The sequence below is a fragment of the Pseudomonas sp. JUb42 genome, assembly GCF_024807945.1.
Lineage (GTDB): Bacteria > Pseudomonadota > Gammaproteobacteria > Pseudomonadales > Pseudomonadaceae > Aquipseudomonas.
In genome coordinates, this window is sequence record NZ_JANUFD010000015.1 from 112,547 (window position 1) to 127,227 (window position 14,681).

Below are 14,681 nucleotides of genomic sequence, written 5' to 3' on the forward strand. Positions count from 1 at the left end.
GGCCAGGCCTGTGCCTGCTGCGATGATTACTGTGGTGGCTCCTTTTCAGCGACAGTGGAGTACATCATGGGCGTTATCGTCATTACCGGAGGCAGCCGTGGTATAGGTGCCTGCGCAGCCGAATATATGGCCCGACGCGGCATGGGCGTCATCCTCACCTACAACGCAAACCCTGCGGCGGCCCACGCGGTGGTGCAGCATATCGAGCAGGCCGGTGGCAAGGCTGTTGCTCTCAAGCTTGATGTTGCTGATGTCGGCAGCTTTGCCGCTTTTCGTGACTCGGTGGTCGGCGCCCTGAGCGAGACCTGGGGCGTCAGCACCTTGGCCGGCCTGGTCAACAACGCTGGATACGGCTTGTTCAACCCTATGGAATCGGTCAGCGAGGCGCAGTTCGACGGGCTGTTCGGGGTTCATCTCAAGGGGCCGTTTTTCCTGACCCAGACACTGCTGCCACTTATGGGTAACGGGGCGAGTATCGTCAACCTGAGTAGCGCCACGACCCGGGTGGCCACCGCTGGCGTGGCACCCTATGCCGCATTCAAGGGTGCCCTGGAAGTGTTGACCCGCTACATGGCCAAGGAATTCGGCGAGCGGCGTATACGCGCCAATGCGGTTTCTCCCGGAGCGATTCGTACCGAACTGGGTGGCGGCCTGAACGATGAATTTGAGGCGCTGCTGGCGTCGCAAACGGCCCTGGGCCGGGTCGGCGAGCCAGAGGATGTGGCGCGGGTCATCGCCATGCTGCTGAGCGAAGAAGGTGCCTGGATCAATGCCCAGACTATTGAAGTCGCGGGCGGCTACATCATCTGATTATTTGAGGGCTTTGCCATGCTGGATCATGTTTTCCTGTCTGTAAGCGATATCGAGCGCTCCATCCGTTTCTACGAAGCGGTCCTGCCGCCACTGGGGATCACCACGCGTCACGATTACGACGGCAAGGACGGCCCGCCCGGGCACCCGGATCTCAAGGGTTTTGGCGCCCATGGCCGAACGTTCTTCTGGCTGCGTGAAGGTTTAGTGGAGGGGCGTGCGGCCCACGTGGGCTTCGTTGCCAGCAGCAAGGCCGAGGTCGAGGCTGCCTACGCGGCGGCGATCGCGCAGGGCGCGACGGACAATGGCGCACCGGGCGCGCGTCTGCATTATCACCCCGACTATTACGCCGCCAATGTGCTGGACCCGGACGGTTATAGCCTGGAGTTCGTTTACAAGAACTGGCAGCACCCGCAATGAGCCAACTGATGATCTACGGCGCCACGGGCTATACCGGGCGAATGGCTGCCGAGCATGCCAAGGCCCAAGGGCTGGATCTGGTTATTGCCGGGCGCAATGCGCAGGGGATGCAGATGCTGGCTGATCAACTGGACGTGCCATACCGTGTGTTCAACGCTGATGCCCAGGCAGCGGCATTCCTGGAAGGCATCGATGTGTTGCTGAACTTCGCCGGACCTTTCGCACAGACCGCGCTGGACTTGATGCACGCCTGTATCAAGGCCAGGGTCGACTATCTGGACATCACGGCGGAAATCAAGGTCTATCGGACGGCGGAGCAGCTTGATGTTCAGGCAGGTGAAGCGGGGGTGATGCTGCTGCCTGGGGTTGGCTGGGATGTGGTGCCGACGGATTGCCTGGCGGTTCACGTCGCTCGCCGGGTACGGGAGCCGCAGTCGCTGCGAGTGGCGCTGCAGGTCGCCGGTTCCATGTCCCGTGGGTCGGCACTGAGCGTCAGCGAGATCATGGGGGCAGGGTTGATGGCACGTATTGACGGGCAACTGCTCGCGACTCCTGATGCGCAGCCGCGAGACTTTAATTTCGGTGACGGCCCGGTACTCTGTGCACCGCTGTCCTTTGGCGATCTGGTGACTGCCTGGCACTCCACCGGCATTCCCGACATTGCCATGTTCGTTAATGTGACCGGCGATGCCTTCCCCGAAGGGGACCTCTCACAACTGCCAGACGGCCCCAGCGCGCAACAGCGCCAGGTCCATCCGGCGCGTGCGGTGGCAGAAGTCAGCGGCGCTGACGGCAGCGTTGCGCGCTCGATAATCGAAACGGTCAACGGCTATAGCTATACGCCGCTGGCAGCGGTGGAGGCTGCGCGGCGGGTACTGGCCGGGGATCGGCGGCCGGGTTTTGCAACGCCTGCACAGGTGTTCGGTGGTGGATTTGCCGAAAGCATTGCGGGAACCGTCATCACTGATTTTTAGCGCCTGCCCGGCACTGACGAACGCGTATCATGTGTTCAAGCGTTGCCTGTCCGGGATGCAAGTTCATGCGCCAGAAAACGCCCGGCCGTCTGGGCCACTTCGAGCAGACGTTTACGCGGCATGCCGTTGCAGGCTGCCGCCGACATCCCGCGCAAGGTCACTGAAATATAGTCAGTCATGGCTTGCGCCTGCTGCGGATGAGCCTGATCCAGATAGGCGCGAATAGCCTTCAGCCCGCCATTGGAAAGTACCTCGGCCATTCCCCGAGCGGCTGGATCATCAGCTCGCAAGCCTTCCGTAATCATGCACCCACGCAAAATGCTGTCGCGCCCATATTGTTTGGCTGCGGCGATCAATAGCGCCGCGAGGGCCTCGCCAGGTGGGCGTTCAGGTGCAAGCAATTTGTCGAGTGGCAGTGCATTTTCACTGGCATACCTGAGCATCGCCCGTTCAAACAGCTCGGCCTTGCTGCCATAGGCGGCGTAGAAGCTTGGCGGCTTGATATCCATAGCGTCGACCAGATCAGTCAGGCTGACGGCATCGAAGCCACGCTGATGAAACATGCTCTGAGCGATCGCGACGCCGGCTTCTCGATCAAAAGCGGGACGGCGTTGCCGTGCCTTCTCGTTCATGGTGACCTCGTCAATGATTACCCTAGTGTAGCGACCGCTACAAGTGCTTTCAATACAGGTCCATGGTTTGAAATTTATATAGCGATCACTAAAAGTGTTGTGATATTTTTTCACCGTATGTAGTGTTCACTATATAAATTCGATCATCCATGTACTTACAGGTGTCTATCGCTATGCAATTTCAAGACAAAGTGGTTCTGGTCACCGGCGGATCCTCGGGGCTAGGGCTAGCCATAGCCCAGGAGCTGGCGGGGCAGGGCGCTCATCTGGTGATTACCGGGCGCCGACAGGAACAGCTGGACGAGGCTGTCTCCACGCTTGGAAACCACGCAACAGCAGTGGTTGCGGATGTCTCCAGCGCAGGCGATCTGAACGCACTGATCAACCAGATCGAATCCCGTCACGGTCGTATCGATGTGTTGGTTGCCAATGCCGGCATGGGTGAGCTGGCGCCATTGGGCAGTATCACCGAAGCGCATTTCGATCGTGTCTTCAACACCAACGTGAAGGGCGTGGCTTTCACCGTACAAGGGGCGCTGCCTCTTATGGGCAACGGCGGCAGCATTGTCATTATCGGCTCTACCGCCTCGATCAATCCCGGCCCGGGCCTGGGTGTCTATGGCGCGACCAAAGCCGCCCTGCGAGCCTTGGTCAGAAGCTGGGTTCTGGACATCAAAGGTTCCGGCGTGCGGATCAATCTGCTCAGTCCCGGCCCTGTCAACACCGAATCCCTGCACAACATGCTGGCTGAGCACGCAGAGGAAGTGATCCGCTCGTTAAGCGAAAAAAGCACTTTGGGGCGCATCGGTGAGGCGCAGGAAATCGGCAAGGCCGTGGCGTTTCTGGCCAGCGATGCTTCGAGCTACATCAATGGCGTTGAGCTGTTTGCCGACGGTGGCGCTTCACAGGTGTAAGACAAGCGCCCGACGCCCCGCTCAAACCTTATAAAAACCTGGCCCGAAAGGCTCGAACCCCGGAATAAAAGACATGACAGACAATCTTGATATGCTTACCCGCCTGGCATCCGAAGCCGCAATCCAGCGCCTTCACGCCACCTACATTCACCGTCTCGACAGCGCAGATTTTGCTGGCGTAGCCGAGGTGCTGCAGCATGCCGAGCTGGATGTGCTCGGCAATCTCACTTGCGGCCGGGAAAACCTCCAACGGTTTTTTGAGGCTGGCCTGCAGCTTCATGCAGATGGCACGCCGCGCACCTGGCACACCATGGCTAACGTGCTCATCGACATCGACCCGTCAGGTGACAAGGCAAGCTCGGCAAGTTACTACACGGTGCATCAGCAACTTGAGGGTTTTGCGTTGCAGCCGATCTGCACCGGCAAGTACCTCGATCAATTCGAGCGGCACCATGGGCAATGGCGCTTCACCCGTCGCGCTGTGACTCTGAGCCTGGCTGGCGACCTTCGCCATCATGTCAAGGGTCAGAACGACGAGACTGTTGGTCGCTAGTGGATAGGGGCATAACCATGACAAACAAACGACAGGCGCTGGTCACCGGCGCCAACAAAGGTATTGGTTTTGCTATTGCCAAGGGGCTTGCCGAGGCCGGAATGTCGGTGTGGCTGGGCTCGCGGGACCGCTTGCGTGGCGAAGAAGCCGTAGCCCGATTACGTGCTCAAGGGCTCGATGTGCAATTGCTCGAACTGGACGTCGCGGATGAGGCCAGTGTGCGTCGTGCCGCCGCGATACTCGCTGGGGAAATCGGCGCCCTCGATGTGCTGGTCAACAATGCCGGCGTCCTGGTGGACGTGACCACACCTCCGAGCAAGGTTCGCATGGAGGACATGAAGGCGGTTTTCGAGGTCAATCTGTTTGGCCCCGTACGCGTCACTCAGGCGGTTTTGCCATTGCTCAAGGCCGCTCAAGGCGCTCGGGTGGTGATGATGAGCAGTGGCGTTGGCTCGCTCACACTAATTACCGATCCGACGTCGATCTATTCGAGCGTCAACATTCTCGACTACACCTCATCGAAGGTTGCACTGAACGCCGTCACCATTTCGTTCGCCAAGGAACTGGAGCCACTGGGGATCAAGGTGAACGCTGTGGAACCTGGCCATGTGCGCACCGACCTCAATGGCAATAGCGGCTCGCTGACACCCGAGGAGGGCGCCGCAACAGCAATCAGGATGGCACTGATCGGCGCGGAAGGGCCTACTGCAGGCTTCTTTGGCAGCCATGGACGGCAACCTTGGTAATTCAGCGTTCACCTGGCAATGGCCGCTGACTGCAAGGTTAGTGGCCAACTCGCTTGTGCAGCGTGCTACAGCCGTTCAGCTTCCCGCACATAGAACGCGCGCTGCGCCTGCGTGACGGCGTCTACATGGCTGATCGTCCAGATCGACACCACCCACTCGGTCAGCAATCCTAGAGTCTGCATTGACGGTGACACTGCCCGAATGAAGGCAATGGTAGAAGCGCAGCACCTGCCACAAACCGACCATTCAGGGCATTATCTGATGAAGAACCGTTATGACGTAGAGCTGGTAAGGCAGCGTGAAGTCTGGGTGATTCAGCGTGTGACAGTGGACAATGTCTGGCGTACAGGGGATCCGGGTGTGCTTGGCGGGGTTTGAATGTTTGGTGCTGTTTCAGGGCGCTGGCTGTTGCTAGCTGGTGCCTTGGCCGGTCCGCCGCCATTCACGGCAATGGGCGCCCTGAACCGGGCTGAATCACGCGCCGGCGGCAAACCGAACAGACGGGCATATTCGCGACTGAACTGCGATGCGCTTTCGTAACCCACCGTAAATGCGATCGAAGCCGCATCCTGAGGCTGGAATAGCAGCAACCACCGGGCCCGGAGCAGGCGCAGACGCTTCTGATACTGAATGGGCGTCATGCCGGTAATGGTCTTGAAATGCCGGTAAAACGCCGCGACGCTCATATCGGCCATGGTTGCCAGCGGTTCGACGCGAAAGGGTTGGGTGTAGTGTTCACCGATCCATAATGTGGTGCGGCGGATCCGCGCCAGATGGCTATCGGGTCGAGCAATTTCGCGCAGCTCGGCACCTAGCGGCCCTTGCAGGACGCGAAACAGAATCTCCCGCTCTATCATCGGCGCCAGCACCGCCGCTTCGCGTGGACGGTCCATCAGCCGCATCATGCGCAACCATGCATCAATCATTTCAGCCTGCGCCGTTGCGGCAGCGAAACGCGGTCTGATGGGCTGCCCGGCATCCATGATTTCGCCTTCCAGAAGGGTGGCGATAACTGTGGGCTCAAGGGTCAGGCTGATCGCAAGATAGGGTCGGCCCGGCCCGCTTGAGTGAATATCGCCGGTTGCGGGCACGTCCACAGGTACCAGGAAATAGCTGACGGGTTCATAGCGCAGCAGCCGCTCACCGATGGACAGTGTCTTGCTGCCCTGAAGGACGAGGTGCAGCATCGGTTGGTAGACCTGGCTCGCACACGCCTCGGCCTGGACCATCGCGACACGGTTCAGGCCGGTGTCCGTCCATTTGTTTTCTGCGCGCATCACGAGGCTGCGCAATTCATCGATAGCACTGTTCATGACCTCGACCATGAGCCCAGACCCGTTGCAAAGCAAGCGGTGTGAGAAGAATAGGCAAGCATTTGCGAGCAACCGGCAAACGTCTGGCGCTCTGCAAATGAATACTGTGGGTAGTCGGCAAATTGACCTCAGGCGGCGATGCCTGAACGCCAATGCCGTTGAGACACATCACTGTATTCACAAGGGGCAGAATCATGAAGCTTGAAGGAAAAATTGCAGTCGTTACCGGCGCGTCAAAAGGAATTGGAGCAGGCATTGCCAAGGCACTTGGCGTAGAGGGCGCTACCGTCGTAGTAAACTACGTATCGGGTAAAACCGACGCTGAGTCGGTGGTTGCGTGCATCCGCCAGCATGGCGGTAAAGCGGTCGCCATTCAGGCGGACATGAGCCGTGCCGAGGACGTCGTGCGTTTGTTCGACACCGTCCAGGCTGACTATGGAACGCTGGATATACTGGTCAACAATGCTGGCGTTGCAGTGTTTCAAATGGTTGAAGACTTGACCGAAGAGGCGTTCCACCAACAATTCAACGTCAATGTGCTGGGCTATCTGCTGGCGGTACGCGAGGCCGTGAAACTGCTGGCTCCTTCGGCCAGCATCATCAATATCAGCTCTATTCTCAGCACCGACCCCTATCTGGCGTCGAGCGTTTACTCGGCCACTAAGGGAGCGGTGGATACCTTGACGCTTGCCTTGGCCAGGGAGCTGGGGCCGCGAGGTATTCGGGTCAATTCGATCCTGCCCGGCCATACCAATACCCCGGCAACTGACGGCAATTTTGCCGGTGAGTTTGGCGAGAAACTTATCGCAGGTACGCCCTTGGGGCGATTTGGCGAGCCGGAAGACATCGCCCCCCTCGCGGTATTCCTGGCCTCCACGGACTCGCAATGGGTCACCGGCGAATCCATTCGGGCTTCGGGAGGTGTGCGCGGCGTCGGTTACTGAATAGCGTTCAACAAGCTCGCGCTACACGGCATGTCAGTGCAGGACATGGGGATGGGTTGCAAAATGCTCCACCAACCAGTCGACGAATGCGCGCACGCGCACGCTCAGATGCCGGTTGGGCATGTACACCACCGATAGCGGGTTGGGCACTGCTGTCCAACCCGTCAGTACCGGGACCAACGTCCCGGCATCGAGATGGGGTTGGGCCATGAATCGCAATGTATGCATCACCCCCAGTCCTGCCAGTCCGGCGGCGAGATAGCCATGGCTGTCGTTGACCGCAACGACGTAGCTTCCCTCCACTGCGACCTGCTCGTCGCCCCGCACAAATTCAAGCTTGTTCTGCCTTCCGGAACTGGGGAAAAAGTAACGGACCAGCACGTGGCCGTCCTCCAACTGTGACGGATGAGAGAGTTCGTCGTGCTCGGCCAGGTAAGCCGGGGTCGCGCAGGTGACAAAATCCAGGCTGCCCAGACGGCGGGCAATCAGTGACGAGTCGGACAGATTGCCGCCGCGTATCACGCAGTCAATGCTTTCGCTGGCCAGATCCGCAGTGCGGTCGCTGGCACCGATATCGATCTGTACATCCGGGTAGCGGGCATGAAAAGCCGGCAATGCCGGAATGACCAACAGTGTCGCGATGGTCGTTCCCATATCCACCCGGATCTTGCCACGCGGGTTGGACTGCGCCACCGCCACCTCTGACTCGACTTCCAGCCATTGATCCAGCACCCGGCTCATCCGTGCGTAATAAACGTTGCCTTCGCTGGTGAGTGTCACCTTGCGGGTGGTGCGGTTGAGCAGCTTGACGCGCAGGTGTGACTCCAGTGCCTGAATCAGCTTGGTCATGGCGTTGGGGTGAAGATTCAACTGCGCTGCGGCTTTTACGAAGCTGCCGGTTTCCACGATACGGTTGAAGGCTTGTACCGCCAGGAAATAATCCATTCTGATTCTCTGGATGTGTGGGCAGGATATAACTATCCCTGAAATGGTGATACAGGGTACAGATTTATGGAGTTTATCCCAGATATTGATAGCGTTACTGTGATTTCCCGGTTCGCAGCCCGCGAACATACACGCCCACGTGGCAATCAAGGAATTCACATGACTCAGTTACTCAAAGGCAAAGTTGCACTGGTCACCGGCGGCTCCCGGGGTATAGGCGCTGCGATTGCCAAGCGACTGGCGGCAGACGGCGCGGATGTCGTCTTCAGCTATGCAAAATCCCCAGAGCGCGCTCAGGCTGTCGCCGACGATATTAAAGCGCTTGGGGGCAAGGTGCTGGCGGTTGCAGCAGATCAGGCGGATAGCGAGGCAGTGACGGCGCTGGTGAAGACGGCCCATGATCATTTCGGGCGCCTTGACATTCTGGTCAATAGCGCAGGCGTCTTTGCCACCGGCGTCATTGGCGACTCGCAAGCGGATCTGGCGCAATTGGCGCATCAGCAATCCATCAATGTCGGTGGTGTGGTGGCGGCGGTGCGAGCGGCAGTCCCGCTGTTAGCAGACGGTGGCCGCATCGTTTCCATCGGAACCATGTTTGCCAGCCGGGTGCCGTTTCCGGGAATCGGTGACTATGCCGCCAGCAAGGCGGCGGTCGCCGCCTATGGACGCGCCTGGGCACGCGATCTTGGTCCTCGACAAATCACCGTCAATACCGTTCAGCCGGGTCCGATCAATACGGAAATGAATCCGCAAACCAGTGATGTGGCGCAAATGGTCAAACAGATGACCGCAGTGGGCCGATACGGTCAGCCCGAAGAGATTGCTGGCGCGGTGGCCTTTCTGGTCGGGCCTGATGCGGCGTATATCACGGGCACTACGTTGAATGTCGACGGCGGTCAGAATAGCTGAGTCCCATGCCAGCAAGCTTTGGTTTTGTCATCAGCATCGGCCCGAACACCGCCAGCAGGCCAAGCATGATCAGCGGCAGGAACATCACCGAGCCAAGGCCGAAATGGCTGACGATCAGGGTGATTGCCGCGGGTCCCATAAGCATCCCCGAAAAACCGATGCTGTTGACGATGCCGATATTGCGCCCGGCGTTCTGTGGGTCTTTGCGCCCGGCAGCGGAGACCATCAGTGGTGCGATGCAGGACAGGCCAAGGCCGAACAGGGCAAAACCGACGGTGCCGAGGATGGCGTTGCCGGCGTTGAGGGTAATCAGCATGCCGATGACGCATAGCACGCCGCAGGCGCAGACCACCCGGGCATTGCCGAAGCGCACCGCGAGCTTGTCGCCGAACAGGCGGCCAAAGGTAATGGCGCCGACGAAAATCGACACGGCCATGCCGGAAAACGAGGTGGAGCCGCTCAGTTCGCGGCGCACGTATTCCTGGCCCCAGTCGCCGATGGCGTTTTCCCCCATCATGCTGCCCAGCAACAGCACGCCAAAGGCGATCATCAGCAACAGGGTCTGGGTTTTTGGTGCCTGCTGCCCGGTCGGTGCGGCTGACGGAGCGGCTTTGATCTCAGCCGTTTGCGTCGGCACATCGTCTTTATTGAGCAGCCAGCGACTGAGCAGGCAACCCACCGCGAACATCAACAGGCCAAGCAGGGTGTAGGGGACCTGCACGCTGGTGGTGAAAAAGCCAGTCAGCCAGCTGCAGAGCATGCCCAGCAGAAACCCGCCAAAGGAATACGAGGCATGGAACGCCGACATGATCGAGCGTTGATAGAAGCGTTCGACCTGCACGCCGTGGGCATTCAGAGCGGTATCCAGGGCGCCCCGGAAAGTGCCCAGCACGATGCCGAAGGCCAGGGCGAACCAGAAGCCGCTGACGTAGCCCAGGGGAATGATCGATAACGGATAAACCATCACGCAAAAACCGATCACCGGTTTTGCCCCGTAGTTATCCAGCAGCTTGCCCACCAGCAGGGCGCCCGCCGCAGAGCCGACGCCGATACCCAGGGCAATCAGACCGAAATCCCCATCCCCCAGGTCACCGGACAAGCCCAGTTGCTCGCGGAACACACTGACGCCGGTCGACCAGATATACATCATCGCGCCAATCATCATGAAGCCGAGAAAGGTCGCGATTCGCGCTTTGCGGATGCGTTTGCTGATCAGGGGAATGCTGTGATCAATCATGCCTGGTGCCTTGTCTGTTTTTAATTATTGAGCTTCACGGGCGACGCGGTAATGCTGGGGAGTTATACGTATAACGCTTATCCATTCAACAGCTTCCGCGGATTGAAAGTCAACGGCTGGATCAAGGGTTTTCAAGGGGCGGGCAAATCAACCGACATGCGGTGCAAAACCTGCTGCGGCAACTGCGTCTCTGGCGCGTCACTGTGCGTCAGCAATGGCCCGGCTGCGAAATTGTGAGGGGCGGGAATTCCCGCAAAGATTCAATACCGTAGTAGGAGCGGCTTCAGCCGCGAGAGGGCCCAACCGGCTAAAGCCGGTCCTGCGGGCGCTGCAGCCTTGATGGTGTATTCACCCAGTTATCAGCCAATCCTGAACACATTATTTCTGCCGCAATAACAATTCAAAGAGGCATGAGATGAAACCGCTACGTTTGACCATCAAGTCGCGCATTACTCTGGTTGCGGGCGCCTGTCTGTTTGGCACCGTGCTGTTTCTACTGATCTTCTCCATCGTCCATATGCGCCGCACTTCGGCGTTTGTCGCCGAGTCGAGCACGCGCTCGTTGAGCGAGGCGTCGATGCGCTATCTCGAAGCGAAAGCACAGGTGCAGGCGGATGTGATCCAGCAACGCTTTGCCGCCAGCCAGATGTTCAGCCGGACCCTGGCCACGCAGCTGGTCATGCTCAAGCGCCAGGCGAAACTCAATGACCTCACGCCGCCCCAGGTACGTGACGATCTGTTCCGCTTGATGCGCGCGATGGTGGCGACCACGCCGGAGGTGCTCGGTATAGGCGTGGCCTTTGAGCCGGGCGGGCTCGACGGCGGCGATGCGGTCTCGGTCAACGGCAAGGATCACACCGGCAACGCGACCGGTCGTTTTGCCGCCTACGCCTCGTCCTTTCAAAACCTGACGCTTGAAGAGGCGGAACTCAATAGCGACACGCCTTGGTGGAGCTGCCCGCGCACGACGCGCAAGCCGTGTCTGGTCGAGCCTTATCGATTTACCCTCAACGGCGTTTCGACGCTGATTTCCAGTATCGCTGTGCCGCTGCTCGATGGCGGCAAGCTGATCGGCGTGGCGAGTGCCGACCTGACACTGAGCAGCCTGCAAAACATTGCGCAGAAGGCCAGCGCTTCGTTGTTCGAGGGGCAGGGCCAAGTCACCTTCGTCAGCGCGGCTGGCGCAATCATGGGGCGTAGCGGCGCCCCGGACAGTCTCGGCACCACCCTGAGCAGCCTTTATCCCGAGCAGGCGCAAGCGATGGCCGACAGTGCCCGCAGCGGCATCACCCTGGCGCTGGCGGATTCCGGGCATGGCAACGCGATGGTCATGCTGCCTTTTTCGCCCACCCCTGAATCTGCGCCGTGGATGGCAGTGATCGAGGTGCCCCAGGCGACTTTGATGGCCGCAGTCTTTGAGTTGCAGCAGTCGCTGGAACAGTCCAGTCGTCAGGGACTGGTATCGCAGCTGGTCGCCGGGTTGGCCGTGGCCGTGCTGGGCTGCCTGTTCATGTGGCTGATGGCGCTGAGTGTGGTGCGGCCGATTCGACGGGTCGCGGACACGCTTGAAAATATCGCCAACGGCGAGGGCGATCTGACCCGGCGCCTGACTTTCGCGCGGGATGATGAAATGGGCCGCCTGGTGGGCTGGTTCAACCGCTTTCTCGACAAGCTGCAACCGGTGATCGCCCAGGTCGGTGAGAGCGTGACGGACACCCGCAGCACCGCCGATACCGCTTCGGCCATTGCGGCCCTGACCAGTTCGGGCATGCAGCAACAGTTGCGTGACGTCGAGCAGGTCGCCACGGCGGCCAATGAAATGAGCGCTACTTCCCAGGATGTCGCGCGCAATGCCGCCATGGCCGCCACCGCGGCGCGTAATGGCGACAGTGCCTCACAGTTCTGCAAGACCACCATCGAGACGGCGGCGTCCTCGATTCAGGGCCTGGCCCTGCATATGAGCGCTTCCATGGGCGATGTCCATCAGTTGGCGCAGAACAGTGAGCGCATCGGCGGCGTCCTGCATGTGATTCAGTCCATCGCTGAGCAGACCAACCTGCTGGCCCTGAATGCCGCCATTGAAGCTGCCCGGGCAGGGGAGAGTGGCCGCGGCTTTGCGGTGGTCGCCGATGAAGTGCGGCACCTGGCCAAGCGCACCCAGCATTCGATCAGCGAGATCCAGGCAATCATCGAGGCGCTGCAAAGCGGCACCCGCGATGTGGTCGAGGCAATGCAGGCACAGCACCGTCAGGCCGATACCAGCGCCGGTCATGCGTTGGAAGCGGTGAGCGCCTTGGTCAAGGTCAATCAGAGCATCGAAGTCATTACTGATATGAACCTGCAGATTGCCAGCGCCGCCGAGCAGCAAAGCTCGGTCTCGGAGGAAGTAAACCGCAATGTCTCGGCCATTCGTGATGTCACCGAGTCCCTGGCCCGCCAGGCCGATGATTCGGCACGGGTCAGTCAGGCCTTGAATGACCTGGCCAACCATCAGCAACAGTTGATGAGCAATTTCCGCGCGTGAACGCGCTACCTGCAACCAAAAGGAGTTTGTCGTGAGCGAAATTCTGGCCAAGGCCTTCAGTGTGTTATTTCCGGTGATCGACCCGCTGGCAATGACCGACGACGTCCGCAGGTTTCTCGACAGTGGTGGGCGCAGCCTGTTATTCGGCGAGACGGCCGAGGAATATAAAAGCGGGCGCATGAGTGCCCAGCGTTTGCGGGTGGAAACCCTGGAGAAATGGCAAAGCTTCGTCGCTGAGTCCCAGAGCCTGGCGGGCCCTTTGATTCTGGCGGCGGATGCGGATATTTCCGCAGTGCATCGTTTGCACGGCGTTGCTCCGGACCTGCCGCAACCCGAGGCGGCGCGGGAGATGTCTGCCAGAGAGCTTGAGGAAATCTGCTTCCATATGGCCCTTGGCGTGGGGGAGGCAGGCGTCAATCTGCTGCTGTCGCCCACGGCGGATGTGGTCACCGGGCCTAACGTCTGGCTGGCCGGCCGGACGTTGGCCGATGAGGTCGACAAGGCGGCCGAGATGGTGGGTGCCTATGTGCGCGGCGTACGTCGGGCCGGACTGGCAAGTACCCTGAAGCATTTTCCCGGCCACCCTGAGTTGAGTCGGCAACCCGCCGTCGAAGAGGCCTTTCTCACCCAGACCATGGAGCAATTGCGTGGCGGTTGGCAGGTATTCGAGTCCGGCATTGCCGCCGGTGCGGATGCGGTGATGATGGGCCCGGGGATTGTCCAGGCTCTGGATACGCCGGTAGCGGCGTCGCTGTCGGCAGAGCTGATCAATGTGCTGCGCGGCGAACTGGGCTTTAACGGCCTGGTGATGACCATCGACCTGGATCACCGCTCGGTGCAACGCAATGCACCGCTTGAGGAAGTGGCGATTACTGCCTTGAATGCCGGGGCGGATCTGTTGCTGCTGTCTCCCAGGGCTTTGCCACGGGCCGCAGAGATTGCCCGGGCCATTGTCCTGGCTGTTGCCACCGGGCGTTTGCCTGCGCAGCGGCTTGAAGCTGCAGCGCGGGCGGTGGCAGGCGTCAGATGATTGTCTGCAAATCCGTATCCTGGTCGTCGGATTGAGTGTGTGAAAGCAATTGTGGGAGCGAATTCATTCGCGAAGGGGCCAGTACAGTCGGTGTATTTTCGTCGTCTGAAACACCGTTTTCGCGAATGAATTCGCTCCCACAACTGCTCCCACAGACTGCATTTCCGTTGCGATCAGCCAACCAGCTCTACCAAATTACCGTCCGGATCGCGGATGACCGCCTCGTAATAGCCATCCCCGGTCAGCCGGGGCATGCCTTCGATTTCCATCCCGAGTCCGGTCATGTGCCGGACCTTCTCATCCACCGCTTCGCGACTGCCCAGCTGAAATGCCACATGGGCCAGGCCGACCCTTGAGCGTGGATCGGCCGGCTCCAGTCGGGGCAGGTGCATCACTTCCAGTTGAACTTCGCTGGCGAACGTGAGGAAACGCGAGCTGAAAGGGCGAGTGCGGCTCTCGTACAGGGGGCCGACCCTGGCGTCGAGGTGGCTGGCGTAAAAGGCGCACAGGGTGTCGATATCGTGGGTCCAGAGGGCCAGGTGGATGATTCTGGCGGGGGAGGCGGTAGCAGGCATTGGAGTCTCCAGCAATCATGGTGAAGGGTTTTTATTAATCGTATAACTTTTAAATTTCGAGTCTGAATAGGGGATTAGTAATTTTTATAGAAAAAAAATTGATATTGAATTATACGTATAACCTTCATGACTGCAAGCTAGGAGCTTGAAGCGTT

The 14,681-nt window shown here is 59.6% G+C and carries 15 protein-coding genes and 2 pseudogenes; 12 read left to right on the forward strand and 5 right to left on the reverse strand.

The features are described from left to right. Window positions 1-66 precede the first annotated feature (66 nt). From M2401_RS26225 to M2401_RS26235, 3 genes are read left to right on the forward strand one after another with little or no spacing between them, the layout of a single operon-like run. Window positions 67-810, forward strand: a complete 744-nt coding sequence (locus M2401_RS26225) for an SDR family NAD(P)-dependent oxidoreductase (RefSeq protein WP_259107785.1) — start codon at window positions 67-69, stop codon at window positions 808-810. An 18-nt stretch (window positions 811-828) separates the two neighbouring features. Continuing rightward, window positions 829-1,230, forward strand: coding sequence for a VOC family protein (locus M2401_RS26230; protein ID WP_259107788.1), 402 nt, complete (start codon window positions 829-831; stop codon window positions 1,228-1,230). Continuing rightward, the gene (locus M2401_RS26235) at window positions 1,227-2,204 is read left to right on the forward strand and encodes a trans-acting enoyl reductase family protein (RefSeq protein ID WP_259107791.1); all 978 of its coding nucleotides are present in this window, start codon (window positions 1,227-1,229) and stop codon (window positions 2,202-2,204) included. Before M2401_RS26230 ends, M2401_RS26235 begins: the two co-directional genes overlap by 4 nt. A gap of 35 nt (window positions 2,205-2,239) precedes the next feature. On the opposite strand, the gene M2401_RS26240 is transcribed toward M2401_RS26235, so the two are convergent. After that, window positions 2,240-2,836 (reverse strand): TetR/AcrR family transcriptional regulator, encoded by a 597-nt coding sequence (locus M2401_RS26240; RefSeq protein ID WP_259107793.1) that lies wholly within the window; start codon window positions 2,834-2,836, stop codon window positions 2,240-2,242. 173 nt (window positions 2,837-3,009) lie between these two features. Between M2401_RS26240 and M2401_RS26245 the strand changes: the two genes are divergently transcribed. From M2401_RS26245 to M2401_RS26260, 4 genes are all read left to right on the forward strand, one after another. Continuing rightward, the gene (locus M2401_RS26245; RefSeq protein ID WP_259107796.1) at window positions 3,010-3,750 is read left to right on the forward strand and encodes an SDR family NAD(P)-dependent oxidoreductase; all 741 of its coding nucleotides are present in this window, start codon (window positions 3,010-3,012) and stop codon (window positions 3,748-3,750) included. A gap of 73 nt (window positions 3,751-3,823) precedes the next feature. After that, entirely contained in the window at window positions 3,824-4,303 is a 480-nt protein-coding gene (locus M2401_RS26250) for a nuclear transport factor 2 family protein (RefSeq protein ID WP_259107799.1), read from the forward strand. Window positions 4,304-4,320: 17 nt separating this feature from the next. Next, window positions 4,321-5,049: an SDR family oxidoreductase gene (locus M2401_RS26255; RefSeq protein ID WP_259107801.1), complete on the forward strand. Its 729-nt coding sequence runs from the start codon at window positions 4,321-4,323 to the stop codon at window positions 5,047-5,049. Between the two features lie 201 nt (window positions 5,050-5,250). Next, window positions 5,251-5,427, forward strand: coding sequence for a hypothetical protein (locus M2401_RS26260; protein WP_259107804.1), 177 nt, complete (start codon window positions 5,251-5,253; stop codon window positions 5,425-5,427). On the opposite strand, the gene M2401_RS26265 is transcribed toward M2401_RS26260, so the two are convergent. Beyond that, window positions 5,364-6,362: an AraC family transcriptional regulator gene (locus M2401_RS26265; RefSeq protein WP_259107807.1), complete on the reverse strand. Its 999-nt coding sequence runs from the start codon at window positions 6,360-6,362 to the stop codon at window positions 5,364-5,366. The two genes, M2401_RS26260 and M2401_RS26265, sit on opposite strands and share 64 nt — an antisense overlap. Window positions 6,363-6,556: 194 nt before the next feature. Here M2401_RS26265 and M2401_RS26270 point away from each other — a divergent pair, with 194 nt between their 5' ends. Then, window positions 6,557-7,306, forward strand: coding sequence for an SDR family NAD(P)-dependent oxidoreductase (locus tag M2401_RS26270; protein ID WP_259107810.1), 750 nt, complete (start codon window positions 6,557-6,559; stop codon window positions 7,304-7,306). A gap of 33 nt (window positions 7,307-7,339) precedes the next feature. Here the strand turns inward: M2401_RS26270 and M2401_RS26275 are convergent, their stop codons facing one another. Further along, the gene (locus tag M2401_RS26275) at window positions 7,340-8,251 is read right to left on the reverse strand and encodes a LysR family transcriptional regulator (RefSeq protein WP_259107812.1); all 912 of its coding nucleotides are present in this window, start codon (window positions 8,249-8,251) and stop codon (window positions 7,340-7,342) included. Between the two features lie 159 nt (window positions 8,252-8,410). On the opposite strand from M2401_RS26275, the gene M2401_RS26280 reads away from it, so the two are divergent. Continuing rightward, entirely contained in the window at window positions 8,411-9,160 is a 750-nt protein-coding gene (locus M2401_RS26280) for an SDR family NAD(P)-dependent oxidoreductase (protein WP_259107815.1), read from the forward strand. On the opposite strand, the gene M2401_RS26285 is transcribed toward M2401_RS26280, so the two are convergent. Continuing rightward, window positions 9,126-10,397: an MFS transporter gene (locus M2401_RS26285; protein ID WP_259107818.1), complete on the reverse strand. Its 1,272-nt coding sequence runs from the start codon at window positions 10,395-10,397 to the stop codon at window positions 9,126-9,128. The genes M2401_RS26280 and M2401_RS26285 overlap by 35 nt on opposite strands. A gap of 748 nt (window positions 10,398-11,145) precedes the next feature. On the opposite strand from M2401_RS26285, the pseudogene M2401_RS34760 reads away from it, so the two are divergent. The 3 genes and pseudogenes from M2401_RS34760 to M2401_RS26295 form a co-directional block, all read left to right on the forward strand. Beyond that, a pseudogene (locus M2401_RS34760) lies at window positions 11,146-12,063 on the forward strand (HAMP domain-containing protein); the annotation flags it as partial. A 345-nt stretch (window positions 12,064-12,408) separates the two neighbouring features. Next, a pseudogene (locus M2401_RS34765) lies at window positions 12,409-12,921 on the forward strand (methyl-accepting chemotaxis protein); the annotation flags it as partial. A gap of 31 nt (window positions 12,922-12,952) precedes the next feature. Beyond that, window positions 12,953-13,951, forward strand: coding sequence for a glycoside hydrolase family 3 N-terminal domain-containing protein (locus M2401_RS26295; RefSeq protein WP_259107824.1), 999 nt, complete (start codon window positions 12,953-12,955; stop codon window positions 13,949-13,951). A 173-nt stretch (window positions 13,952-14,124) separates the two neighbouring features. Here M2401_RS26295 and M2401_RS26300 read toward each other — a convergent pair whose 3' ends face one another. Beyond that, entirely contained in the window at window positions 14,125-14,526 is a 402-nt protein-coding gene (locus M2401_RS26300) for a VOC family protein (protein ID WP_259107827.1), read from the reverse strand. Window positions 14,527-14,681 lie beyond the last annotated feature (155 nt).